At 65.3% G+C, this 24,569-nt stretch carries 23 protein-coding genes; 15 read left to right on the top strand and 8 right to left on the bottom strand.

What is annotated here, in order from left to right:
- Positions 1–21 precede the first annotated feature (21 nt).
- Genes ACUSIJ_RS10850 through ACUSIJ_RS10840 form a run of 3 tightly spaced genes read left to right on the top strand, consistent with a single transcriptional unit; the run spans position 22 to position 2,593 of the window.
- Complete coding sequence (locus ACUSIJ_RS10850; RefSeq protein WP_449308407.1) at positions 22–879, top strand: ABC transporter permease; 858 nt, start codon at positions 22–24, stop codon at positions 877–879.
- 32 nt (positions 880–911) lie between these two features.
- Positions 912–1,745: an ABC transporter permease gene (locus tag ACUSIJ_RS10845; protein WP_449308406.1), complete on the top strand. Its 834-nt coding sequence runs from the start codon at positions 912–914 to the stop codon at positions 1,743–1,745.
- Positions 1,730–2,593, top strand: coding sequence for an ABC transporter ATP-binding protein (locus tag ACUSIJ_RS10840; protein WP_449308405.1), 864 nt, complete (start codon positions 1,730–1,732; stop codon positions 2,591–2,593). The genes ACUSIJ_RS10845 and ACUSIJ_RS10840 overlap by 16 nt, the downstream gene beginning before the upstream one ends.
- A gap of 202 nt (positions 2,594–2,795) precedes the next feature.
- Here ACUSIJ_RS10840 and ACUSIJ_RS10835 read toward each other — a convergent pair whose 3' ends face one another.
- On the bottom strand, positions 2,796–3,716 hold the full coding sequence (locus tag ACUSIJ_RS10835; protein WP_449308404.1) for a LysR family transcriptional regulator: 921 nt from the start codon (positions 3,714–3,716) through the stop codon (positions 2,796–2,798).
- Positions 3,717–4,025: 309 nt separating this feature from the next.
- On the opposite strand from ACUSIJ_RS10835, the gene ACUSIJ_RS10830 reads away from it, so the two are divergent.
- The 6 genes from ACUSIJ_RS10830 to ACUSIJ_RS10805 all read left to right on the top strand — a co-directional run bounded on the left by ACUSIJ_RS10830 (position 4,026) and on the right by ACUSIJ_RS10805 (position 8,974).
- Positions 4,026–5,012 (top strand): TauD/TfdA dioxygenase family protein, encoded by a 987-nt coding sequence (locus ACUSIJ_RS10830; protein WP_449308403.1) that lies wholly within the window; start codon positions 4,026–4,028, stop codon positions 5,010–5,012.
- Positions 5,013–5,042: 30 nt separating this feature from the next.
- On the top strand, positions 5,043–6,128 hold the full coding sequence (locus ACUSIJ_RS10825) for an ABC transporter substrate-binding protein (RefSeq protein WP_449308402.1): 1,086 nt from the start codon (positions 5,043–5,045) through the stop codon (positions 6,126–6,128).
- A gap of 213 nt (positions 6,129–6,341) precedes the next feature.
- The gene (locus ACUSIJ_RS10820) at positions 6,342–7,103 is read left to right on the top strand and encodes an ABC transporter permease (RefSeq protein WP_449308401.1); all 762 of its coding nucleotides are present in this window, start codon (positions 6,342–6,344) and stop codon (positions 7,101–7,103) included.
- Positions 7,093–7,920, top strand: coding sequence for an ABC transporter permease (locus ACUSIJ_RS10815; protein WP_449308400.1), 828 nt, complete (start codon positions 7,093–7,095; stop codon positions 7,918–7,920). The genes ACUSIJ_RS10820 and ACUSIJ_RS10815 overlap by 11 nt, the downstream gene beginning before the upstream one ends.
- Positions 7,917–8,801, top strand: coding sequence for an ABC transporter ATP-binding protein (locus ACUSIJ_RS10810; RefSeq protein ID WP_449308399.1), 885 nt, complete (start codon positions 7,917–7,919; stop codon positions 8,799–8,801). Before ACUSIJ_RS10815 ends, ACUSIJ_RS10810 begins: the two co-directional genes overlap by 4 nt.
- Positions 8,798–8,974: a hypothetical protein gene (locus tag ACUSIJ_RS10805; protein WP_449308398.1), complete on the top strand. Its 177-nt coding sequence runs from the start codon at positions 8,798–8,800 to the stop codon at positions 8,972–8,974. Before ACUSIJ_RS10810 ends, ACUSIJ_RS10805 begins: the two co-directional genes overlap by 4 nt.
- Positions 8,975–9,258: 284 nt before the next feature.
- Here the strand turns inward: ACUSIJ_RS10805 and ACUSIJ_RS10800 are convergent, their stop codons facing one another.
- The 7 genes from ACUSIJ_RS10800 to ACUSIJ_RS10770 all read right to left on the bottom strand — a co-directional run bounded on the left by ACUSIJ_RS10800 (position 9,259) and on the right by ACUSIJ_RS10770 (position 18,357).
- The gene (locus tag ACUSIJ_RS10800) at positions 9,259–10,644 is read right to left on the bottom strand and encodes an L-serine ammonia-lyase (protein ID WP_449308397.1); all 1,386 of its coding nucleotides are present in this window, start codon (positions 10,642–10,644) and stop codon (positions 9,259–9,261) included.
- A gap of 81 nt (positions 10,645–10,725) precedes the next feature.
- Positions 10,726–11,994, bottom strand: coding sequence for a serine hydroxymethyltransferase (gene glyA / locus ACUSIJ_RS10795; protein ID WP_449308396.1), 1,269 nt, complete (start codon positions 11,992–11,994; stop codon positions 10,726–10,728).
- 23 nt (positions 11,995–12,017) lie between these two features.
- The gene (locus ACUSIJ_RS10790) at positions 12,018–12,578 is read right to left on the bottom strand and encodes a sarcosine oxidase subunit gamma (RefSeq protein WP_449308395.1); all 561 of its coding nucleotides are present in this window, start codon (positions 12,576–12,578) and stop codon (positions 12,018–12,020) included.
- Positions 12,579–12,588: 10 nt separating this feature from the next.
- Positions 12,589–15,585, bottom strand: a complete 2,997-nt coding sequence (locus tag ACUSIJ_RS10785) for a sarcosine oxidase subunit alpha (RefSeq protein WP_449308394.1) — start codon at positions 15,583–15,585, stop codon at positions 12,589–12,591.
- A complete protein-coding gene (locus ACUSIJ_RS10780; RefSeq protein WP_449308393.1) occupies positions 15,582–15,884 on the bottom strand; it encodes a sarcosine oxidase subunit delta in 303 nt (100 codons plus the stop codon). Before ACUSIJ_RS10780 ends, ACUSIJ_RS10785 begins: the two co-directional genes overlap by 4 nt.
- A gap of 12 nt (positions 15,885–15,896) precedes the next feature.
- Positions 15,897–17,150, bottom strand: coding sequence for a sarcosine oxidase subunit beta family protein (locus ACUSIJ_RS10775; RefSeq protein ID WP_449308392.1), 1,254 nt, complete (start codon positions 17,148–17,150; stop codon positions 15,897–15,899).
- Positions 17,151–17,319: 169 nt separating this feature from the next.
- Positions 17,320–18,357 (bottom strand): GlxA family transcriptional regulator, encoded by a 1,038-nt coding sequence (locus tag ACUSIJ_RS10770; protein WP_449308391.1) that lies wholly within the window; start codon positions 18,355–18,357, stop codon positions 17,320–17,322.
- Positions 18,358–18,580: 223 nt separating this feature from the next.
- Between ACUSIJ_RS10770 and purU the strand changes: the two genes are divergently transcribed.
- The 6 genes from purU (at position 18,581) to ACUSIJ_RS10740 (ending at position 24,487) form a co-directional block, all read left to right on the top strand.
- On the top strand, positions 18,581–19,438 hold the full coding sequence (purU, locus tag ACUSIJ_RS10765; protein ID WP_449308390.1) for a formyltetrahydrofolate deformylase: 858 nt from the start codon (positions 18,581–18,583) through the stop codon (positions 19,436–19,438).
- 156 nt (positions 19,439–19,594) lie between these two features.
- On the top strand, positions 19,595–20,914 hold the full coding sequence (locus ACUSIJ_RS10760) for a bifunctional folylpolyglutamate synthase/dihydrofolate synthase (RefSeq protein ID WP_449308389.1): 1,320 nt from the start codon (positions 19,595–19,597) through the stop codon (positions 20,912–20,914).
- Positions 20,915–21,173: 259 nt separating this feature from the next.
- Positions 21,174–21,947: an ABC transporter substrate-binding protein gene (locus ACUSIJ_RS10755; protein ID WP_449308388.1), complete on the top strand. Its 774-nt coding sequence runs from the start codon at positions 21,174–21,176 to the stop codon at positions 21,945–21,947.
- A 128-nt stretch (positions 21,948–22,075) separates the two neighbouring features.
- On the top strand, positions 22,076–22,978 hold the full coding sequence (locus ACUSIJ_RS10750) for a dihydrodipicolinate synthase family protein (RefSeq protein ID WP_449308387.1): 903 nt from the start codon (positions 22,076–22,078) through the stop codon (positions 22,976–22,978).
- Between the two features lie 16 nt (positions 22,979–22,994).
- Positions 22,995–23,699 (top strand): amino acid ABC transporter permease, encoded by a 705-nt coding sequence (locus tag ACUSIJ_RS10745; protein WP_449308386.1) that lies wholly within the window; start codon positions 22,995–22,997, stop codon positions 23,697–23,699.
- On the top strand, positions 23,696–24,487 hold the full coding sequence (locus ACUSIJ_RS10740) for an amino acid ABC transporter ATP-binding protein (RefSeq protein ID WP_449308385.1): 792 nt from the start codon (positions 23,696–23,698) through the stop codon (positions 24,485–24,487). Before ACUSIJ_RS10745 ends, ACUSIJ_RS10740 begins: the two co-directional genes overlap by 4 nt.
- Positions 24,488–24,569 lie beyond the last annotated feature (82 nt).

Here is a 24,569-nt window from a genome sequence, read left to right as displayed (position 1 = left end):
TACTATGTCAGGGAATACGTCATGTCCGATGTCAGCCTCAAGTCGAACGACCGCTCGTTTCTTGCCGCGATAGTCGGCGGCGCTGCAAGGTCCGGGCTGTGGCGCAGGCGGCCGTCCGAGTTTGCCGTGCCGGTGCTGCTCGGTCTCGTCGTGCCGCTGGCGTTGCTGGCGCTGTGGCAGGTGGCGGTGAACAACGCGTGGCTGGCCGAACAGATCCTGCCGGCGCCCGCGCTGGTGTGGGAGACGACCTCCGACCTGATCGCCTCCGGCCAGCTTCAGAGCGAACTGCTCGTCAGCCTCGGCCGCGTCGCCGCCGGTACCCTGATCGGCGGCGGGCTCGGCCTGCTGTTCGGGTTCGCCTTCGGTTTGTCGCGGACGCTCGATGACTACGTGGCCCCGACGGTGCGCGCCATCTGCCTCGTACCCTCCCTGGGCTGGCTGCCGTTCTTCATGCTGCTGTTCGGGATCGGCGAGGCGCTGAAGATCATCCTGATCTCCAAGACCTGTTTCCTGCCGCTGATGGTCAGCGCCTATGAGGGCATCCGCACCCGGCCGCGCAAATACGACGAGGTGGCGGCGGTGCTGGAACTGCCGTTCCTGACGCGCGTCCGCCACGTCGTGCTGCCGTCCGTGCTGCCCGGCGTGCTGACGGGTTTCCGTCTGGCGCTCAGCAAGGGCTGGAAGGCGCTGATCCTGGTGGAGATGATCTCGTCCGCGGCCGGCATCGGCTATCTGATGATGTGGGGCCGCAAATCGTTCCAGCTCGACGTCGTCTTTGCCACCATCGTCGTGATCGGCCTCGTCGGCTGGCTGATGGATCACCTGCTTCTCAAGGGCCAGCACCGGGCCACCGCATGGTCATTCAGAAGCGCAGGCTGAGGGCAACACCACTCGGGGGAATGGAGACCGTCATGTCGCAGCAGGTGTTGGCGCCGCAGGATATTCCGTCGCCGCAGCAGGCCCCGGCCGCGCCCGCGCGTCGCTTTCCGTGGAAGGCGTTCGTTCTTCCCGGCGCGCTCATCGTGCTGTGGATCGTTCTCGATGCGGCGGGGCGGGTCAACAGCAACGTCTTCGTGTCGCCGTTGCAGGTGGTGGCGACGGCGGCCGAGGGGTTTCTCGACGGCTCGATTCCCGGCGCGACCGGCGCCACGCTGCTGCGCACGCTCACCGGCTGGGTTATCGGCGCCTCGGCCGGCCTCGTTGTCGGCGTGATCATCGGGCTGTCCGGCATCGCCCGCAACCTGTTCAACCCGGTCATCAATTCCGCGCGCCAGATCGCGCTCTTCGCCTGGATCCCGCTGCTCAGCGCCTGGTTCGGCAATGGCGAGGCCATGAAGATCACGCTGATCGCGCTCGGCGCCTTTTTCCCGATGGCGCTCGGCGCCCAGGCCGGCTGCTACAACGTGCCCACCCCCTTCCGGGAGGTTGGCCAGGTACTGGAGCTCGACCGGTGGACGACGTTCCGGCGCATCATCCTGCCCGCGGCCACGCCATCGATCCTGGCCGGGCTCGAACTGTCGCTCAACGTCGCCTGGCTCGGCACGTTCGGTGCCGAATACCTGATCGGCACGGGCTACATCAACGGCATGGGCGACGGGCTCGGCGCCTATCTGGCGGCGGCGCGCGAATATTCCCGCATGGATCAGGTGCTGCTCGGCGTCCTGTTCCTCGGCCTGATCGGCCTGACGCTCGATCGGCTGATCGTCGGCTTGTCAAGGAGACTGCTGCCATGGCAGACGCATTGAACCACCAAACCCGGGATCGGGCCGTCCGGGGCGTCGCCGCCGGGGCGGACGTCAGCGCCGGACACGGGCGGCGCGAGGCATCCGGCTTCGTCGAGATCGCGAATGTCAGCCGCACGTTCCATGTCGAGGGGCGGTCGGTGCAGGCGCTGGACGACGTGTCGCTGACCGTCGAGCCCGGCGAGTTCATCAGCATCGTCGGGCCGAGCGGCTGCGGCAAGTCCACCCTGCTGCGCTTCCTCGCCGGTCTCGACCGGCCGGATTCTGGCTCGATCCGGGTTGACGGCGAGGTGGTCGACAAGCCGGGCCTCAAGCGCGGCATCGTGTTTCAGGATCATAGGCTGCTGCCGTGGCTGACGGTGGAGCGCAACATCGCCCTGAGCCTGCACAGCCTGCCCCTGCCGGAAGAACAGAAGCGCCGGCGGGTCCGCCATCTCATCGAGCTCGTTGGCCTTGGTGGGTTCGAGAACGCGCTGCCGCACCAGTTGTCCGGCGGCATGTCGCAGCGTGCGGCGATCGCGCGCGGCCTTGCCCCGCAGCCGCCGCTGCTGCTGCTCGACGAGCCGCTCGGCGCGCTCGATTCGCTGACGCGCAGCTTCCTGCAGGAGGAGCTGCTGCGCGTCTGGGAGCATGAGAAAAGCACCCTGGTGATGGTCACGCACGATGTCGAGGAAGCAGTTTACCTGTCCGACCGGGTCGTTGTGATGGAGCCGCGTCCGGGTCGGGTGAGCCGGATATTCAATCTGCGGGCGAGCCGTCCGAGGCAGCGCAACGATGCGGATTTCGTCGCCGCCCGTCACGAGATCGTCTCGCTGCTGTCCCGCAGCGGCGCGCATCGGCAGGTGCAGTAGTGATGCCGGCCCATCGGTGAGCCTGGACCTCGGGACCAGCGGGACAGGCTCCAGCGCCAAGCCCTCTCGGCGCCCGGCCGACGCCCATCGGGTGGGGAGCGGTATTGCTTTTGCTTTGCTTCTTTCATGATCGGCTGTTGAATCCCGTCGGTTCAACATGCATTGGACTTGCGCCCCGACTCATGCCGCCCCGCCGGCATTGTCAGTTGCCCGGCGCCTGTCTGTGCAGCGCATTCACCCGTTCCCGGACGATTGTCAGCAGATGCCGGACCTGGAGCTTGCGCCCGGCCGCCTGATGGAGCCAGACACCGGCCTTGTATGTCCAGAAGTGGACGGGCAGCCGGGCAAGGCCGTGGGTGGCGGCTTCCGGCTCCATCGGTTCGGGCAGGCAGAACACGGCATTGCTGGCGCCGGCGATGCTGAAGCCGGCGAGCAGCGACGAGGTCTCGATGGCGATGCGCGGCGGCAGCAGCCGCTCCTCCCTGAAACTGTTGTTGATGCGGCCGACCACGTCGAAGTCGTTCTGGTAGATCAGCCACTGATAGGCCAGAAGGTCCTGCAGCTTCACCGTGTTCCCGTCCGTCAGCAGCGGGTGGCCGGCGCGCACGAAGGCACCCATTGCGAATGTGGCAAGCGGCTCATAGTTGAAATCGATCGCCTGCGCACCGCGCAGATCGTCGATCGCTCCGAAACAGAGGTCGAGATCGCCCGACACGGCGCGGTCCTGCAAGGTGCGCGTCACCCCGACCTGCAACGTAATGCGCCATGATGGAAACTGGCGTGTGAAGGCCGTCAGGGCATCCGGCAGATAGCGGCACGCCCACACCGGCCCCGCGCCGATGCGCAGCACCTCGTCCACGCCATTGCGCGAGGCATCGATCTCGACGCGCGCATAGCGATCCTCCAGCGCCATGTTCGAGGCACGCCGATGCAGGATCTGCCCGGCATTGGTCATCGATACACCCCGGCCGTGGCGGCGCAGCAGCGGGCTGCCGACCTCGATCTCCAGGTCGTGGATGGCTTTCGTCAGCGTTGGCTGCGACAGGCGCAGGGCCTTCGACGCACCCCGCAGGCTGCCGTGCTCGACGACGGACAGAAAATAGCGCACGCGCCGATCCAGCATAACCGATAGCTCCAGGGTATCGCTCGGACATTCCTTTTTATATGATAATATCTATAGAATAACTATTAATTCGATGGTTTCCAGACTATGCTTCCTACCGATCGCAGCAATTCGCCGGCAGTTGGTTGTCGGAAGGCGGCCGTCGCGTCGCCCTGTTCGCTTCATGCGGGCAGGGGGTCGGCGGGCTTTGCGTGAAACTGCGGGAATGCGCGCCGCAGGCGCCGACCGTTGCCGGAACCGGCGGCTATCGGGCGAGGCGCGTTTCGTCATCCGTCACCTCTGAGACACGAAGCAATACGGAGTCAGTCTATGAGCGCATCAGCCATTCCCGCCTCTCCGGCCGCTGGGTCCGTGATCCCGGAAGCCGACATCCGGCCGCTGTCGGGCCGCATCGGCGCCGAGATCGCCAACGTCAGGCTTTCGGGCGACCTGCCGGCGGACCTGTTCGCCGACATCAACCGCCTGCTGCTGCAGTACAAGGTGCTGTTCTTCCGCGATCAGGATCATCTCGATGACGCGAAGCAGGAAGCGTTCGGCAAGCTTTTCGGCGAGCTCGTGCCGCATCCCACCGTCGGCTCCGTCGCGGGCACCTCGTCTGTGCTCGAACTCGACGCCAACCGCACGGGCGAGCGCGCTTCGGGCCAGGGCGGCGGGCGCGCCGACCAGTGGCATACGGACGTGACCTTCGTCGACGCCTATCCGAAGATCTCGATCCTGCGTGGCGTCGTGGTCCCCGACTTCGGCGGCGACACGGTGTGGTCGAACACGGTCGCGGCCTACGAGCATCTGTCGCCGGAGCTGCGCCAGCTCGCGGACAGCCTCTGGGCCGTGCACAGCAACGCCTACGACTATGCCGCCGTGCGCCCCCACGCGAGCGACGACGACCACAAGCAGTACGAGAACCATTTCACCAGCACCATCTACGAGACCGAGCATCCCGTGGTGCGCGTCCACCCGGAAACGGGCGAGCGCACGCTGCTGCTGGGCAATTTCGTGCAGCGGTTCGTCGGCCAGAACAAGGCTGACAGCGCGCGGCTCTATGAACTGTTCCAGAGCCACATCACGGCGCCCGAGAATGTCGTGCGCTGGCGCTGGCGGGCGAATGACGTCGCCATCTGGGACAACCGGGCGACGCAGCATTACGCCGTCAACGACTACGGCAACAAGGAGCGGGTCGTGCGTCGGGTCACCGTCGACGGCGACGTGCCGGTCGGCGTCGACGGGCGCACGAGCGTTACGCGCTCCCGGTACGCCAAGCCCCGTCTCGAATCCGTCGAAGGCGGCAAGACCGCGTAAGGCACCCCGTCCTAGCGAAAGGATACGATCATGAAACTGAAGCATTTCGTATCGGCGCTGGCCGCGGTCGTGCTGCTCGGCGGAGCTGCGGCGGCCGAGACGGTCATTCGTTTCGGCCATCCCGGGGTCGGCACGGAGAACCGCCCCTACGCGTTCGGTGACGCGACGACCTATGCCCGCGCCCGCGAGCTGATCGAAAAGGAATTCGAGAACGACAAGGACGTCAAGATCGAGTGGACCCACTTCCGGGGCGCCGGGCCGGCGCTGAACGAGGCGGTCGCCGCCGGTCAACTCGACTTCTTCCATCTCGGCGATCTGCCGGCGATCGTCGGCCGCGCGCGGGGGCTCGATCACAAGTTCATCTTCGCCACCGGCCGCAACAACCCGATCTACCTCGCCGTACCGCCCGAGAGCGACATCAGGTCGGTGGAGGACGTCAAGGGCAAGAAGGTCGCGCTCTTCAAGGGTACGAACCTGCAGAACGCGACCGACAGGATCCTCGCCCTGCATGGCCTGAGCGAAAAGGACGTGCGCTTCGTCAGCCTCGACTCCAACGCCGCCGTCGCGGCGGTCACCTCGGGCAACGTCGATGCCGTCTTCGGCGGTCAGGAGTATATCCCGCTGGCCCAGAAGGGCGTGGTGAAGATCGTCTACACCACCAAGGGCGACAACCCGACGCTCGGCCGCAACTCGTCCTATCTCGTCACCACGAAGTTCGCGACGGAGCATCCCGAGCTGACCCAGCGGGTCGTGAACACCTTCATCAAGGGGGCGCACACCATCTCGCTCGACGAGAACCGCGAAGAGGCCTTCGACGCCTGGGCGCTGTCCGGACTGCCCAAGGAAACTTTCGAGGAGGACTTCAGGGGCGTGCGCCTGTCGCACATCGTCAACCCGCTGATTGATGACTACGTGGTCGCCCGCTACCAGGAGCAGGCGGAAGCCGCGAAGGAATACGGCCTGCTCAAGGGCGATCCCGACATCGACAACTGGTTCGACAGGAGCTTCCTGCAGCAGGCTCTCAAGGACCTGAACCTGGAAGGCTTCTGGTCCGAGCGCGACGCGAAGGGCGAGATCACCAGGCGCGGCTCCATCGACGCGGAAAAGACCAACTGATCCGCCGGGGAAGAAACGCCGGCTGCGTTCTCCCCGCTTCCGGGCGGGGAGAACGCGACCGTTCCGGCAGACCGGCGTTCCCGCAGCAGCGGCCCTTTCATTGAAGAGACCGAGGCAGTGATGACCATTTCCCAGACATTGACCGCATCAGGGCGTTCCTCCGCGCGAAGGGGCAGGGCCGGTGCCCTCCTTTCCCCGGACAGGCTGGCCGTCGTGAAGACCGTTCTTTGGGGCCTGTCGTTTCCGCTCGCCCTGCTGGCGCTGTGGTGGATTTCCTCCGAGGCCGGCTGGCTGCCGGCACAGATCCTGCCCGCGCCCGTCGTGATATGGGACAGCCTCAATGAACTGCTGCAGGACGGTTCCCTGTGGGCGCACACCCTCGCCAGTCTGGAGCGGGTCGCCATCGGCCTCGCCTTCGGCGCGTTGTTCGGCTTGATCTTCGGTGCGGCATCCGGCCTTTCCCGGACGTTCAGGGCCTATTTCTATCCACCGGTGCAGGCGGTCGCGCGGGTCAACGTGCTGGCGTGGATGCCGCTGCTGGCGCTCTTCGTCGGCATCGATGAGGAGTTGAAGTATCTCATCATCGCGTGGTCATCCTCCATTCCCATCATCCTGGGCACGGCGCGCGGCATAGAGAACGTTTCTCCCGCGCTGCAGGAACTGGGAGCGGCGTTCAACTTCCGCACCTTGGACAGGCTGCGGCTCATCGTGCTGCCGGCCTCGCTGCCCTCCATCTTCACCGGCCTGCGCGAGGGCCTCGCCAACGCCTGGCAGACGCTGGTGCTGGTCGAGCTGTTCGCCTCGTTCGAGGGGCTCGGCTATCTGATGGTCTGGGGCCGGCAGCTCTTCCAGCTCGAACTCGTCATCGTCTCGATGATCGTCATCGGCGTGATCGGCCTCATGCTCAGCATCGCCCTGCGGTGGATCGAGAACCTCGGCCAACCCTGGAAGACGGAGGTGGGCGATGAGCGTTGAGAGCATCACCCCGCCGCGGGGCACTGCGGCCGCCTCGCGCCCGTTTCGGGCGCTCGGCCGGAAACTGCGCGCGCTGGACTGGCGGCCGGTGATATCGTTCGCCGGCATCGTCGCGATATGGTTTGCTGCGCATGAGTTCAACTGGGTGCGGGAGAAGTTCCTGCCCTCTCCCGTCGACGTGGTGAACCGCTTCTGGTTCGAGATCCATTCCGGCACCATCCTCTACGACCTCGCCGAGACCCTGCGGCGCAACATCATCGGCTTTGCCATCGGTTCCTTCATCGGGCTGGCGCTCGGTGCGCTGCTCGGCGTTTCGGGCTGGTTCGCGAAGGTCGTCGGCCCCACGGTACTCGCCCAGCGCCAGACGGCGCTGTTCGCGTGGGTGCCGCTGCTGTCGGTGTGGTTCGGCGGCGCGGACGTGGGCAAGATCGCCTTCATCTCGGTCGCCGCGTTCCAGCCCGTGGTGGTCAACACCTGGCGGGGGCTCACCCTCGTGCCGAAGACCTACAGGGAACTGTCGGAAGCGCTCTCCTTCACCCGTTGGGACTATGTGCGGCTGGTGGCCATTCCCAATGCGCTGCCGATGATCTTCACGGGTTTTCACGCGGCGCTGATCTATGCGTGGCTCGCCACGGTAGGCTCGGAGCTGTTCCTCAACATCGCACCCGGTCTCGGCGGCCGCCTCTCCGAGGGCAGCCAGCTTTTCGAGATCGATCTCCTGTTCCTGGCCATCATCCTGTTCGGTCTCGTCGGTCTGTTCTACAACACGCTGGCGGAGCGGATCGAGGCCATCTTCCTGCGGTGGAATTCACGATGAGCAATCCGGCTTCCTCTCACCTGGCAGTGGATCATCTGGCAGCGGACGGCGGCAACGGTGTCCACGCGCTCGATATCCGCAACCTCGACAAGACGTTTCACGTCCGTGACAACGACGTGCACGTGCTCTCGTCCATCAACCTGACGGTGGATGCCGGCGAGTTCATCACCATCGTCGGCGCTTCCGGGTGCGGCAAGTCCACGCTGCTGCGGCTCATCCTGGGGCTTGACCGCGACTATGACGGCGACGTGCGCGTCAACGGCAAGACCGTTTCGGGACCCGGACCCGACCGCGCCATCGTGTTTCAGGAGCACCGGCTGCTGCCATGGCTCACCGCCGAGGGCAACGTCGCGACGGCGCTGCTCTACAGCGGGCTGAGCAAGGCCGAGAAGCAGGAGGCGATCCGCGAGCACCTCGAACTCGTCGGCCTGTCGGCTTTTGCCACAGCCTATCCCGGCCAGCTCTCGGGCGGCATGGCGCAGCGCGTCGCCATCGCGCGGGCGCTCGTCAACCGGCCGCGGTTCCTGCTGCTCGACGAGCCTCTGGGGGCGCTCGACGCCCTGACCCGCCTGCGCCTGCAGGACGAGTTGAAGCGCATCGTCGCCCACGAGGGCAGCACGGCGATTCTGGTCACCCACGATGTCGACGAGGCGGTCTATCTCGGCCACCGGATCGTGGTCCTGCATCCCCGTCCGGGGCGGATCGCGGCCGCGCTGCCCGTGCCGCCGGCGGCGCGCGAGGACCGTTCGAGCCCCGAATTCGTCGCCCTGCGCGACGAGGTGCTGGGGCTGCTCGGCGTCGAGGCCGGAGGGGCGGGGGCTGCCCGATATCAGGCCAAGTCACGGCCTTTGGCGCCATCAACGACCGGCGGGGACGCGTGAAGGTGGTGCTCGACGCCCTTCTGATGCAGGAGAACCTCGTCAACTGCCACCCGCTCGAGAACACGGCCACCATCACTATCGCAAGCCGGGATCTGGTGCGTTTCCTTGAAGATACCGGCCATTCGCCGACCATCATAGTCGTCAGCGAGGAGGCCGTCGCCGCTGCCAGGTAAGGTGCTCCCCGAAATGCGGAGCTGGGGAAGGCGGACTGCTGAGGCGGTCGCCGAGCGGGCGAGGGTGCGTGTCGCCAAGCCGGCCAAGTTTGACAATATCTCGCGCGTGGGCCGTCGAGATAGAACGGACGCGACAGGATTTCGGGGATGAAAGGCGAACTGGAATCGAGAACCACGACCGGCAGCGGCACCGCCAGGCTGACAGCATGACGGTTCCATCCGGTCGGGCAGTGATTTTCAGGGGGTCTGCTGGCGCTGCAACCCCTCCATACCTCGCATTTCTCTCAGCATTCCGGAAGGTTTACCGCGAGACCCCCCAGGCTTGTTTCCTTGAATTTCTCGTTCATCTCCTCGCCTGTCTGGCGCATCGCTTCGATGCAGTTGTCGAGCGGCATGAAGTGAGAGCCGTCGCCACGCAGGGCAAGCGAGGCGGCGGCGACTGCCTTGGTGGCGCCGATGCCGTTGCGCTCGATGCACGGCACCTGAACGAGCCCGGCCACGGGATCGCATGTCATGCCCAGATGATGCTCCAGAGCGATTTCGGCCGCGTTCTCCACCTGCTCGGGAGTGCCACCGAGCACGGCGCACAAGCCGGCCGCGGCCATGGCGGCGGCCGAGCCGACCTCGCCCTGGCATCCCGCTTCGGCTCCGGATATCGAGGCGTTGTGCTTGATCAACCCGCCGATTGCCGCGGCGGTGAGCAGGAAATCGGGGACCTTGCCGGGCTCGGCGCCGGCGCAATGGTCGAGATAGTAGCGCAGCACCGCCGGCACGACGCCGGCCGCGCCGTTGGTCGGCGCCGTCACCACCTTGCCGCCGGCGGCATTCTCCTCGTTGACGGCCATGGCGTAGACGCTGAGCCAGTCGGAGGCTGCATGCGGCTGGCTGGTGTTGGCCAGCCGTTCGGCGAGAAGCTGCTGGTGGATCTTCCTTGCCCTGCGGCGCACCCGAAGCCCGCCGGGCAACTCGCCCTCCTGCGTGAGACCGCGCTCGATGCAGCCGTTCATCACCGACCAGATACCGGCGATCCCGTGCTCAACGTCGTCAGCGGATCGGACGGCGATTTCGTTCGCGCGCTTCATGGCCGCGATCGACAGGCCGCTCTCGCGCGCCATGCGCAGCATCGCGGCGGCGTTCTCGAACGGATAGGGCCACGCGACGGTGTCGAGAGATGCCGCCGCCTGCGGCGCCTCGCGTTCGGCGGCGGTGACGACGAAGCCCCCGCCGATCGAATAGTATGTCTCGGTAACGACCACGGCATCGTCATCGGAAAGCGCCGAGAAGATGAGCCCGTTGGCGTGGCCGGGCAGGGGCGGGCCGAAGTCGAAGACGATGTCGACCGCGGGATCGAACGCAAGTGCTGGCAGTCCCGCCGGCTGCAGCACATGGGTTTCGCGCAGCGCCGCGAGTTCGCGCTCCGCCCGGTCCGGGTCGAGATCGGCGGGCAGGTAGCCGAGCAGCCCGAGGGCCACCGCCCGGTCCGTGGCGTGGCCCCGGCCCGTGAAGGCGAGCGAGCCGCGCAGCGTCGCCCGAAGCTGCCTGACCCGCTGGCCGTGCGGCGATTGCCGCAGCAGGTCGAGAAAGCGCACGGCGGCTGTCATTGGGCCCATCGTGTGTGACGAGGATGGGCCTATGCCGATCTTGAAGACATCGAACACGCTGAGGAACATGCCGCGCCTCGTCTGTCTACGGGGCTCTTCAGGCTGTGACCGGCGAAGGTAGGGCTCCGCCGGCGCGGTTCCGGCCTGCGATCAGGCATAGACGGGGAAACGGCGGCACAGTTCCCGTACTTCGGCGAGCACTTCCTGCTCGACTGCCGCATCGCCTTCCGGCCCCTTTTCCGCCAGCGCATCGATCACCCTGAGGATCAGCTCTCCGACCTTGCGGAAGGCCGCCTCGTCGAAGCCGCGCGTCGTGCCGGCCGATGTCCCGAGCCGCACGCCGGAGGTGACGGCCGGCTTTTCCGGATCGAAGGGGATTGCATTCTTGTTGCAGGTGAGGCCCGCGCGCTCCAGTGCATGCTCGGCGTCGCGGCCCTTGACGCCCTTGGGGCGCAGGTCGACCAGCACGATGTGGCTGTCCGTCCCGCCCGAGACGATATCGAGCCCGCCCTCGATCAGCGTATCGCTGAGCGCCCGCGCATTGGCGAGGACCTGCGCGGCATAGGCCTTGAACTCCGGCTGTAGGGCCTCGCCGAAGGCGACGGCCTTCGCCGCGATGACGTGCATCAGCGGGCCGCCCTGGTTGCCCGGGAACACGGCGGAATTGATCTTCTTGGCCAGCGCCTCGTCATTGGTGAGGATCATGCCGCCGCGCGGGCCGCGCAGGGTCTTGTGGGTGGTCGAGGTCACGACATGGGCGTGCGGCAGCGGATCGGGATAGAGGCCCGCCGCGACGAGGCCCGCGTAATGGGCCATGTCGACCATGAGATAGGCGCCGACCTCATCGGCCACTTGCCGAAAGGCGGCGAAGTCGATGGCGCGGGGATAGGCCGAGGCGCCGGCGACGATCAGCTTCGGCTTCGTCTCCAGCGCGCGCTCGCGCAGGTTGTCGTAGTCGATCAGCTGGTCGGACTCGCGCACCTCGTAGCTGACCACGTCGAACCATTTGCCGGACATGGTCACCGGCGAACCGTGGGTCAGGTGGCCGCCGTGGGCCAGCGACAGGCCCATGATGCGGTCGCCGGGCTGGAGCAGGGCGAGGAACACGGCCTGGTTCGCCTGGGCGCCCGAATGCGGCTGGACATTGGCGAAGGCGGCGCCGAACAGCGCCTTCGCCCGGTCGATGGCGATGGTCTCGACCTCGTCGACGAATTCGCAACCGCCGTAGTAGCGCCGGCCGGGGTAGCCCTCGGCATATTTGTTGGTCAGCACGGAGCCTTGCGCCTTGAGCACATCGACGGAGACGATGTTCTCGGACGCGATCAGCTCGATCTGGTTCTTCTGACGATCGAGCTCACGCCCGATGGCGTCCGCGATCGCGGTGTCGCCGAGCGGGGCGGACAAATTGACATGCGACATGTTTTCTTCCCTTTGAAAGGTCATCAGATATCGAGCTGGATTTCACGGCTCGCCGCCTGGAGGAGACCCCAGACGTGATCCGCGAACGAGCGCCAGACCTCGATCCGGAAGCGGTGATCCGCCTCGCGCACGAGGACGATCTGCGCCCTGTCGAAGATGGTGCGCCGGCCGCTCGGGAACGGCATCTGTCCGACGTCGAAGGCAATCGCCGATTGCAGTACCAGCACGGCATCGGCGCCCTCGATATCGATCCCGACCTCGCGATGGCCGATATCGACGAGGCTGTGGGGTACCTGCGCGTAGAGTTCGGCGAAGGCATTCTCGATGGCCTCCTGGGCGACGAGCGGGGCAATGAGGTGCCATTCGTCCGGGCCGATGGACACGGCGATCTTGCCGCCGGCCGTCGCGACATCTCCGATGGTCGTCGGCAGATCGAGGCCGAACGCCGCCGAGGCCTTCGCGACATCGAGCGGATCGATCCTGAGGCTGAAGCGGGTGTTGTCGGGGGCGGCCCGGATGACGAGGGGGATGGCCTTGCGGATGGAGATTTCGCGGCCAATCAGTGGGTGGTGTTGGGGGATCATGGTCGTACTCCTACGCACTTAGCCGCTTGTTCTCGGGATCGACGGAGACCGTTCCGGTGATGACGGCCGGGATGGCGCGGTCGGGCATCGGGATGTAGACGGTCTCTCCCTCGCGCGAGCGGCCCGCCTCGACCACGGCAAGGGCGATCGAGCGGTCGAGCGACGCGCTCCAGTACGAGGAGGTGACGTGGCCGACCATCTTCATCGGCACCGGCTGGCCCGGATCGAGCACGATCTGGGCGCCTTCCTCCAGCACGGTGCGCGGTTCCTTGGTCAGCAGGCCGACGAGTTGCTTCCGGTCCTTGTTCAGCATGTCAGGGCGCGTCAGCGAGCGCTTGCCGACGAAGTCGGGCTTCGCCTTGCCAATCGCCCAGCCAAGCCCCGCATCGTCCGGCGTCAGGGTGCCGTCCGTATCCTGGCCGACGATGATGTAGCCCTTCTCGGCGCGCAGGACGTGCATGGTCTCGGTGCCGTAGGGCGTGATGCCGTAGGGCTGTCCTTCCTGATAGAGCTTTTCCCACACCGCCCGGCCGTAGCGGGCCGGCACGTTGATCTCGTATCCGCGTTCGCCGGTGAAGCTCATGCGGAAGAGGCGGGTCGGCACGCCGAGAATGCGCCCTTCCGCCACCGACATGTGCGGGAAGGCCTCCTCGGAGAGGTCGACCCCTTCGATAAACGGCGCGATGAGCCGGCGCGCGTTCGGACCGTTGACAGCGATGGTCGCCCATTGCTCGGTGGTGGAAGTCAGCCACACCTTGAGGTCCGGCCACTCGGTCTGGAGGTAGTCCTCCATCATGGCGAGCACCCGGGCAGCACCCCCGGTGGTGGTGGTGACGTGGAAGCGGTCGGTGCTGAAGCGCCCGATCACGCCGTCGTCGCGGATGAACCCGTCCTCGCCCAGGAGCACGCCGTAGCGGGAGCGGCCGGGGGCGAGCTTCGTCCACGGATTGGTGTACATGCGGTTGAGGAATTCGGCCGCATCGGGACCCACGATCTCGATCTTGCCGAGGGTCGAGGCGTCGAAGATGCCGAGCGATTCACGTACGGCCTTGCATTCGCGCGCCACGGCGGCGTGCATGTCCTCGCCGTTCTTCGGGAAGTACCACGCACGGCGCCACAGCGACACCGGCTCGAACACGGCGCCGTTCTCCTCGGCCCATCCGTCGATCGGCGTCTTGCGCGTCACCTCGAACAGGGGGCCGCGATTGTAGCCGATGAAGGCGCCGAAGGTCGTCGGCGTGTAGGGCGGGCGGAAGGTGGTGAGCCCCACAGCAGGGGCCGGCCGCCTGACCGCGTCCGCCGCGATGGCGAGGCCGTTGATGTTCGACGTCTTGCCCTGATCCGTCGCCATGCCGTTCGTCGTGTACCGCTTGACGTGCTCGATGGACTTGAAGCCCTCGCGCACCGCAAGCCGGATGTCCTTGGCGGTGACGTCGTTCTGGAAATCGACGAAGGCCTTGGCCCGCGCCGCATCCCTGTCGGTCGGCAGTTCGCGGTGGCTCGTTCCCGAGAGGGGGATCTCTCCGTCCACCGTGTAGGCCGTCGCCGTTGCGCCGAAGCCGGCGTCGGTTGCTGCGGCCGCGCCTGCCTCGGCGCCTTCCGCAAGCGCTGCCGCAAGGCCGAAGCTGCCGTTGCCCGCGCCCGCGATGCGGCTCGCCTCCGCAGGCTCGCCGGGCAGGAACGCCTGTGCGTCCTCGTGCCAGTCGAGCTTGCCTCGGGTGTGCGAGAAGAGATGCACGCTGGGCGTCCATCCGCCGCTCATCAGAAGGGCGTCGCAAGGGATAGTCCGGGCGGGGCCGACCTTGCCGCCGCTGACGGGATTGACGCGCACGGAGGCGACGCGCAGCCGTCCGCCCGTGCCCGTGATGGTCCAGCCCTTCAGCACCTCGATGCCGAGAGCGGCCGCGCGCGACGTCAGACGTTCCGAGACGTTGGGCCTGACATCGACGACGGCGGCCACCCTCGCGCCGGCCTCGGCGAGGTCGAAGGCCGCGAGCCATGCGCTGTCATGGGACGTGGCGACGACCGGGGCATGGCCGACCTTGACGCCGTAGCGGTTGAGATAGGTGCGCGCCGCACCCGCCAGCAGGATGCCCGGACGGTCGTTGCCGTCGAACACGAGCGGCTTCTCGATGGCGCCCTGCGCCAGCACCACCTGCTTCGCCCGCACCTTCCACAGCCGCTCGCGCGGCGCGCCCTCCGGCGGGGAGGGCAGGTGGTCGGTCAGCCGCTGGGCGAGGCCGACGAAGTTCTGATGGTAGTAGCCGATCGCCGTGGTGCGCGGCAGCACGGTGACATTCTTCAGCGAGGCGAGCTCGTCCGTGGCGCCCTTGAGCCAGTCCCAGCCGGAGCAGCCGTCGATGCGGGCGTCCGTCTCAGACAGCAGCGAGCCGCCGGGCTCGGCCTGCTCGTCGGCGAGGATCACCTTGGCGCCGCTGCGGCCGGCCGCGAGCGCCGCGGCAAGACCCGCCGGGCCGGCGCCGACAACGAGGACGTCGCAATGGGCGAAGCGGCTGGCGTAGGTATCCGGATCGGGCTCGGTCGGCGATTGGCCGAGGCCGGCCGCGCCGCGGATCAGCGGCTCGTAGACCTTGTTCCAGAACGACCTTGGCCACATGAAGGTCTTGTAGTAGAAGCCGGCCGAGAACAGCATGTAGAGCGCGTCATTGACCGCGCCGACGTCCCGCTTCAGCGACGGCCAGCGGTTCTGGCTCGTCGCGGTGAGGCCGTTGAAGATCTCGATCACCGTTGCCCTTGTGTTGGGCTCGAAGCGGCCCGGTCCCCGATCGGTGCCCACCAGCGCGTTCGGTTCCTCGGAACCGGCCGACAGGATGCCGCGGGGGCGGTGATACTTGAAGGACCGGCCCACCAGATGCACGCCGTTGGCGAGCAGCGCCGAGGCGAGGGTGTCGCCCTCGAAGCCGCTGTAACGGGTGCCGTCGAAGGTGAAATGCACCGGCTTGTCGTAGTCGACGCGACCCTTGCGGGAGATGCGGTAGCCGGTCATGCGCGCGCCTCCTCGATTTCGGCCTCGCTCGGACGGGGCAGGCCGGCCTTGTAGGTCAGGACGAACCTGTCGCTGACGGTGTCGCGCACCGCGTTGAAGAACCGGCCACAGCCGTGCTGGTGGCGCCAGCGCTCGTAGTGGATGCCGCGTGCGTTGGTGCGGATGAAGAGGTGGTCGCGCCACTCCTCGTCCGTCAGCTTCGAGGGATCGGCCGGGCGCACGATATGGGCCTCGCCGGCATAGGTGAATTCGAGCTCCGGGAGCTCTGCCTGGCAATAGGGACAGCGGATGAGCAGCATGGTCGGTTGCTTTCAGTGAGCGACGGCCGCGGCCGCGGCTTCGTCGATCAGCCGGCCGGAGGTGAAGCGCTCGAGCGTGAACGGAGCGTTGATGGGGTGCGGTTCGTCGCGCGCGATGGTGTGCGCGAAGACGTCGGCCGATCCGGGCGTCGCCTTGAAGCCGCCCGTACCCCAGCCGCAATTGACGTAGAGCCCCGGCACGGGGGTCTTGCCGAGGATCGGCGAACGGTCCGGCGTGACATCGACGATGCCGCCCCATTTGCGCAGCATGCGCATGCGGGTGAAGATGGGGAACACCTCGCAGATGGCCGCGACCGTGTGCTCGATCAGCGGCAGGCCGCCGCGCTGGCTGTAGGAGGTGTACTGGTCCGTGCCCGAGCCGATGACGAGCTCGCCCTTGTCCGACTGCGATATATAGGCGTGCACCGTGTTGGACATGACGACGCAGGGGAAGACCGGCTTCACCGGCTCCGACACCAGCGCCTGCAGCGGGTAGCTTTCGAGCGGCAGGCGCACGCCCGCCGTGTCCATCACCACGGACGTGTTGCCGGCGGCCGAGACGGCGACCTTCTTCGCCCGGATGAAACCCTTCGCCGTCTCGACACCCATGACCCTGCCGGCGGCATCGCGGCGGATCGCCGTCACCGGGCAGTTCTGGATGATGTCGACGCCGCGCGCGGCGGCGCCACGCGCATACCCCCAGGCCACGGCGTCGTGGCGGGCAACGCCGCCGCGCCGCTGCAGGGCGGCGCCCATCACCGGATAACGCGCATCCCTGGCGATGTTGAGCGGCGGGCAGAATGCCTTGGCCTCTTCGGGCGTCAGCCATTCATTGTCGACCCCGTTCAGCCGGTTGGCGTGGATATGCCGCTTGAAGCTCTGCACGTCGTGCACGCTGTGCGCCAGCATCAGCACGCCGCGCTGGGAGAACATCACGTTGTAGTTGAGTTCCTGCGAGAGCCCCTCCCAGAGCTTCACCGCATGGTCGAAGAGATGGGCGCTCTCGTCGTAGAGATAGTTGGAGCGGATGATGGTGGTGTTGCGGCCGGTGTTGCCGCCGCCGAGCCATCCCTTGTCGATGACGGCGACCCTGGTGATCTGATGTTTCCGGGCGAGATAATAGGCCGCGCCCAGGCCGTGCCCTCCGGCCCCCACGATGACGACGTCGTATTCCGCCTTCGGCTCCGCATCGGGCCATTGTGGCTGCCAGTTCTTGTGACCCGTGAGGGCGTTGGTCAGCAACGATGTAAAAGAAAAGCGGGTCATTGCGCTCCCCTGGTTAATTATCACAGGAGTATTGCGGCAGCGCCCGGTGTTGGACAGGATATTTGCGTCAGCGCGGGATTATCCAAACGACATAGGGCCGGCATCGTCGCCCATGATCCTCAAGGGACGACATCCTGCGCCTGGCCGGAACATCTGACGGCTCAGTGCGCTATGCGGCCTTTTGCGCCTGGTTCAGTCTGCGGAACTCCTGTGGAGTGGCCGCGAAATGGCGACGGAACATGCGGCTGAGATGGGACGAGTCGCAAAAACCGCATTCCGCAGCAATCATGGCGATGGATTTGTCAGTGTTCTCGATCAAATGACGCGCAAATGAAAGCCGGATGCCCAGGAATGCGGCCTGCGGCGAAATGCCCAGCGAGTTCCTGAAGTGTCTTTCCAGTTGACGCTTGCTGTTTCCCAGACGCCGACAGATTTCGGCGACGGAGAGCGGCGTATCGATGTTCTGCTGCATCAGAAGCATCGCCTTCTTGACCAATGTGTCGTTCGTCTTGAGGTCCAGAGGCATGCCCGGCTGAGGGTTCTCCGGTTTCTGTGCATCGTCGATGATCATGATGTGCAGGCTCTTGTGCGCCTGTGCCCGTCCGACGTGCTTCTCGACCAGATAGGCTGCCAGATGCGCCGAACTCGCGCCTCCGGAGCAGGTCAGGCGGTTGCGGTCAACGATGAAAATCTGGTCGGAGACGGGCTTGAGGCCATCGAACTGCTCCAGAAAATCCGTATGATGGAACCAGCTTACGCAGCAGCGGTAGCCATCCATCAAACCGGCACGGTGCAGGATGAAGGCACCGGTGCAGATGCCGACCAGCGGCACCCCGGCTTCGGCCGCATGCTGCAGGTATCGCGTATATTCCGGGCTCAGGTTGGGAATTTCATCGATCAGACCGCCCACCACGACGATATAATCGAATTTCCGCGGGTCTCCGAGCCGCTCGTTGGGCTGCACCTGAATGCCGCAACTGGATGCCACTGCGTTCATCGTATCCGACAGCACCGTCCATTGGCAGAGAATCGGCCGGCTGCGGTCGCCGTCGTCGGCCGCCAACCTCAGGACGTCGACAAAATTGGCGAAGGCGCATAACGTGAAGCGCCGGGCGAGGATGAAGCCCACCGAAAGGCGCGGCGCGCCCGAGCGTCCGCTCTGATGCCCCTCCGAACCGGCGCCGCTTGCTCTGATCCTCCGTTCCATCTTTTTCCCCTCGGTTTTTATGTCGTTTGGGTCATATTACTTTGACGCAAACATACTGTCCAGCGGCCGGCGCTGTCGCAATACTCCCTTCACGGAAAACGGGGATGTGCCCCCCAAGTCTCCCAGCCCGCGGACCACAACCTTGTCCACACCCCTTTTGACGTGGTTGGCGCGTGAGCCGAATGAGAAAAAAATATAAATAAAAATCAGAAGGTTAAACGTGATGCTGGAAAAATCGTACATCCTGAAGCTCACGTGTGACGATAAGCGCGGCATCGTCGCCGCGGTGACGACGGAATTGGCTTCCCGGGGGGCGAACATCGTCGAGTCGAACCAGTTCTGGGATCGGCAGACAAACCAGTTTTTCCTGCGGATCGCCTTCAGCGCCCCGGAGAGCATCGATCGCGCGAGCCTGGAACTGGCCCTCAGGCCCGCATCCGAGCGTTTCGCCATGAAGCTGAGCATCGAGGACCTCGCGCGGCGGCCCAAGATCATCATCATGGTATCGAAGTTCGATCATGCCCTGCTGCATCTGCTTTACCAGATCAAGGTGGGGTGGCTGGATGCGAATGTCGTCGCCATTGTCTCAAACCATGAGTCGGCGCGTGCGACGGCAGAAAATGAGGGCATCGATTTCCATTACTGGAACGTGACGAAGGATAACAAGGCCGAGCAGGAGGAAAAGCTGCTCGATCTCGTCCGGGAAACGGGAGCTGAGCTCGTTGTCCTGGCGCGTTATATGCAGGTTCTGTCAAACGAACTGTCGAACCGCCTCTACGGCATGGTCATCAATATCCACCATTCGTTCCTGCCGAGCTTCAAGGGCGCCAAGCCTTATCATCAGGCGCACGAACGCGGTGTGAAGCTGATCGGTGCGACAGCCCACTACGTGACGCCCGATCTCGACGAGGGCCCGATCATCGAGCAGGAAACCGAACGCGTCAGCCACGCGATGACCACCGACGACTTCGTCGCCGCCGGCAGGGATATCGAGTCGAGAGTGCTCGCGCGGGCTGTGAAGTATCACCTGGAGGGAAGGGTGATGTTGAACCACCACCGCACGGTCGTCTTTCCTCCCTGAGATGACGTTCTTATCGAATTTTTCCTGCCGGAGGCTCGGCGCTCCTTCTGTCAGCGTGTTCGAAACCGACTTTGCGAGGCAAAGCGGCTGCACCCTTCCTTCCTGCTCCCAAACTATATGTGCAGCCCGCCGGGGGGCATGCGTGGAGTCTCGCGTATGGAATCATCCGACGTCCTGCTGGCGCGATTTTTGGCGTTGCATCCCAAGACGATCGACCTGTCACTCGGGCGCATCGAGCGCCTGCTGGCGAAGCTCGGCCATCCCGAACGGCGGTTGCCGCCCGTGATCCATGTCGCGGGTACGAACGGCAAGGGGTCGACCATCGCCTTCATGCGGGCGATTCTCGAGGCGGCGGGGCTCGTGGTGCATGTTTACACCTCGCCGCATCTGGTGCGCTTCCACGAGCGCATCCGCCTGGGGCAGCCGGGGGGCGGGCGTCTCGTCGGCGAGGCCGACCTTATGGAGACGTTCCGCCATTGCGAGGCGGTGAACGCGGGTGAGCCCGTCACTTTCTTCGAGATGACGACCGCTGCCGCTCTGGTGCTGTTCTCGCAGCGCCCCGCCGACGTCCTGCTGCTGGAAGTCGGACTCGGCGGGCGTTGCGATGCGACGAATGTCGTCAGCGATCCCGCGGCCACAGTGGTGACGCCCGTGTCGCTCGACCATGCCGATTTCCTGGGCGACAGGGTGACGCTGATCGCTGCCGAGAAGGCCGGAATCTTCAAGAAAGGCGCGCCCGCAGTGATCGCGCCGCAGGATCCGGAGCCCGCCGCCGTCCTGAAGGCGCAGGCGGCGCAGGTGGGGGCACGCCCGTTCGTCGGGGGGCTGAACTTCACTGTCCATGAGGAAAACGGCCGCCTCGTCTACCGGGACGAGCGGGACCAGTTGGACCTGCCGACGCCGCGGCTGCCCGGTCGCCATCAGCATGTGAACGCGGGCACGGCGATTGCCGCGCTGCGGGCGGCGGGCTTCGGCAGCCTGCCCGCCTCTGCCTTCGAGACAGGCATGCTGCAGGTGGACTGGCCGGCCCGCCTGCAGCACCTCACGCGCGGCCGTCTGATCGGGCTGCTGCCGGAGGGCGCCGACCTTTGGCTCGACGGCGGGCACAATCCCGACGGCGGTCGTGCGCTGGCGGCGGCGATGGCGGAACTGGAGGAGAAGCATCCCGCGCCGCTGGTGATCGTCTGCGGCACACTCGGCACCAAGGATGCGGAAGGCTTCCTTCTGCCCTTCAAGGGGATGGCCAAGGAGGTGCTGGCCGTGCCGATCCTCTCGCAGGCGGCGGCGCGCCGCTGCGAGGAAGTCGCGGCCATAGCCCGCCATGCGGGGCTGCAGGCATCGCATTTCGCGAATGTCGAGGCGGCGCTCGCCTCCACCCGCAACACGGCATGGGAGCGCCCGCCACGCGTGCTGATTGCCGGGTCGCTCTACCTCGCGGGCGAGGTGCTGGCAGAGAATGGCACACCTCCGCAATAGCGCCCGGCCAGTCAAAATTCGCTCAAAATCAACAACGGCGATCCGCGCCACCTTCCGCGCGTCAGGGGCCGCGGCACAACCGGACCATTCTGTCCGGCGGCAGCACGCGAAGAGCCATGAGAGTCTCATAACCATATGATTTGCAGGCCTTAATTTGGCGCCGCACGGCTGCGCAAGAAAGCCGCGCCATGGCGCATAAAACGCTTGACAGAGAAAATGTATAATCTAATGATACATTCATAACAGCGGGGAGTATACAATGAAGACATGCATCCTTTCTATCGCTATGGCCTTCGGGCTGATGGCGGGTGGCGCCGCTCAGGCGCAGAACGCGCTCCTGGTCGGCACTTCGCTGACCCAGATGCCATGGGGCTTTTACGACGATCAGCAGAAGCCCACGGGTGTCGACGTTGCCTTCTGCTCGGCGCTTGCCGAGCAGTTGGGCGCCAGCGCCGAATTCGTCAGTCTGGATTTCAAGGGTCTGATCCCGGCGCTGCAGGCCAACCGTTTCGATATCGTCTGTGCCGCGATGTACATCACGCCGGAGCGTCAGCAGGCGATCCAGATGGTGCCCTACATCCAGGCGAGCCAGACCATCGTCGCCAAGGAGGCCGGTGATCTGACCGATGCGGCGGGGCTGTGCGGCCATTCGGCCAGCGTGCTTCAAGGCTCGGGATCGCTGAAGGTGCTTGAAGAGATCAGCGCCGAATGCACCACCGCGGGCAAGCCTGCGGTCAACATCCAGTCGTTCGACTCTCAACCCGTTGCGATGCGCGCGCTGGAAAACGGCAGCGTGGACGCATTCATCGCGACTGACTCGCTCGTCTCCTACTACATGAAGCAAAGCCCCGGTCTCAAGAAGATCGCCACCGGCATCAAACCGAGTACCCTCGGGATCGGCGTGCCGCTGGGCAATGATGCGCTTGCCAATAGACTGCGCGATGGCCTCAAGCAGATGAAGGAGAACGGCACCTACGACGCCCTGCTCCGTGAATGGGACATCGAAGGCGCTGCGATCGAGAGCTTCGACTGAGCGGTCTCAACGCTCCGAAAGCGGGGCCGAATACGTTGTGCCTGTCGCGGATTCTCGAAAGGCGCGCGGGACGGAACACAAGGTCCTGGGCCCCGTGCAGTCAACAATTCTTGAAAAGGCTGATAGCCATGAAGACCGAACTCAAGGGCATCTTGAGCGCAATTGTGACCCCGTTCGACGCGGGTGGTGCCGGTGTGGACGAGGCGGCTTATGAGGCGTTGATCCGCTCGCAGGTCCGCGCCGGCATTCACGGGATCGTCGTGAGCGGATCGACCGGCGAGCATCCGGCCCTGAGCGTTGCCGAGCGTCGGCGTATGTACGAGATTGCCAGGGACGCAGCGGCCGGCGGATGCGACGTCATCGCCCATGTCGGTTCGAACAATGTCCGCGATGCGCTCGAACTCACGCGCGCGGCCAAGGCAGTGGGCGTCGATCAGATGCTCGTCCTGACCCCCTATTTCGACCGCCTGAAGTTCTCCGAAGTCCAGCGTTTTCTTGAAAAAGTGGTGAACATCGCCGGAGGGCCGGTCATCTACTACGACACCCCGGGCATCACCGGGCTGGAGATTAGCGAAGCGCAGATGGTCAGCCTGCGCAAGGACGGCTTTGTCTCGCATATCAAGGACAGCCCGCAGAACTTCACCCGCACCATGCGGATACTGTCGAACCCCGAGGCGCCCGCAGTGCTGGCAGGCTCTGACCCGGCGCTGCTGGCGGTACTCGCGCATGGCGCTCCCGGAACGATCATCGGTGCTTCGACCTTCGTGCCCGAGCTTTGCGTTGAGCTTTATCACGCAATCTCGGTCGAAAAGGACCTGCCTCGCGCGCTGGCGGTCTGGGACAGGCTCTGGCCGATCCTGAACTTCATGCTCCTCAACGGCTATGTTGCGCTCGCCAAGGCAGGCTCCGCGATCCGCGGCCTCCCGCTCGGCGAGCCGCGCGAGCCGATTACCCCGGCCACTGTCGAACTTCGCGAACGTTTCAAGGCGATCCTTGAGCAATCGCAGGTGGGCCCGCTGACCCGCGGTTGATCAGGGAGAGGCCGCAATGGCAGTCTGGGACTGGTCCGTCTTTTTCCAAAGCCTCGTGCACCCGTCGATCCTTGCCGGGCTTTGGACGACGATCTGGCTGACGCTGGTCACATTGTTCCTGGCCATCGTGCTGGGGACAATCGTCGCGCTTATCGGACGCATCGACAATTTTGCGACCCATAGCTTCTACCAGGGTTATGTCGCGTTCTTCCGGGCGACACCGCTTCTGGTGCAGCTCGTATTCCTCTACAGCGCGCTTCCGCAGATGGGCGTGCGGCTCTCGGTCGTCGAGGCCGCGATCATCGGCCTGATGCTGTCGGAAAGCCCCTACGTAGCCGAAATCGTCCGCTCGTCGATTTCCGCCGTTCCGGTGGCGCAATGGGAAGCGTCGAAGGCGATCGGCATGCGCCCGGTGAAGATCATGCGAAAGATCATCTTCCCGCAGGCACTGCGTATCGCAATTCCGCCTCTGGGCAATGAATTCGTGCGCCAGCTCAAGAATACATCGCTGGTATCGGTGATTTCCATGACCGAGCTTTTCCGGGCCACGGACAACCTGACGCAATCGAACTTCCGTGTACTTGAGGCGCTGACGGTTGCCACGATCTACTATCTGGGCGTCACCGCGATCTGGACGATCCTTCAGGCGGCTTTTGAACGTCGCAATTCCCGGTGGTTCATTGACACCCGGAAGTTGGACAAGGTGGGGATCTCCTCATGAGCATGGCGGGGCAACCTCAGGCGTTCATCAAGGTCGATCAAGTTGTCAAGCACTACGGCTTGTATACAGCGCTGAAATCGGTCTCGCTCATGGTCGACAAGGGCGAGGCGGTGGCGCTGATCGGACCGAGCGGCTCGGGCAAAAGCACGCTTCTGCGCTGCATCAACGCGCTGGAGACCATTTCTTCGGGCACGATCCAGGTTGAGGGCGTCGACATTGGCTATGAGCCGAATTCATCGGGCAAGCGCCGTCTTGGCGAGGCGAAGATCGCCCGGCAGCGCGAAGACATCGGCATGGTGTTCCAAAGCTTCAACCTCTTCCCGCACATGACGGCCGAAGAGAATGTGGCTTCGGGCCCGAGGCTGGTGCGCGGGGTGAGCCATGCCGAAGCCAAACGTCGCGCGATGCACCTGCTCGAACGCGTGGGGTTGGCCGACAAGGCGGGAAACTATCCCCGACAACTGTCGGGTGGGCAGCAGCAACGCGTGGCGATTGCCCGCGCGCTCGCGATGGACCCCAAGGTCATCCTTTTTGACGAGCCGACCTCGGCGCTCGATCCCGAAACGGTGCAGGAAGTGCTCAACGTCATTCGTGAGGTCCGTGAATCGGGCATGACCATGCTCATCGCAACGCATGAGATGGATTTCGCGCGCCATGTCTCGGATCAAACCGTGTTCATGGAAGCGGGTCAGATCGTGGAGATGGGGCCTTCGCGCGACGTGTTGTTCAACCCGCGCACCGAACGTTGCCGGCGCTTTCTGTCAGGCCTGACCGGAGAGCGCGCCTGAGGCGTTCGACATGCATCGGCCTATGCGTGCGCCCCTCGCACGCCCTGGCTCTTTCGACCAGACATCGTGCCGGCCATCGTGC

Source organism: Pseudochelatococcus sp. B33 (genome assembly GCF_053570585.1).
The sequence above is the reverse complement of the archived record's forward strand: the minus strand, read 5'-3'. Positions and strand labels throughout refer to the sequence as shown.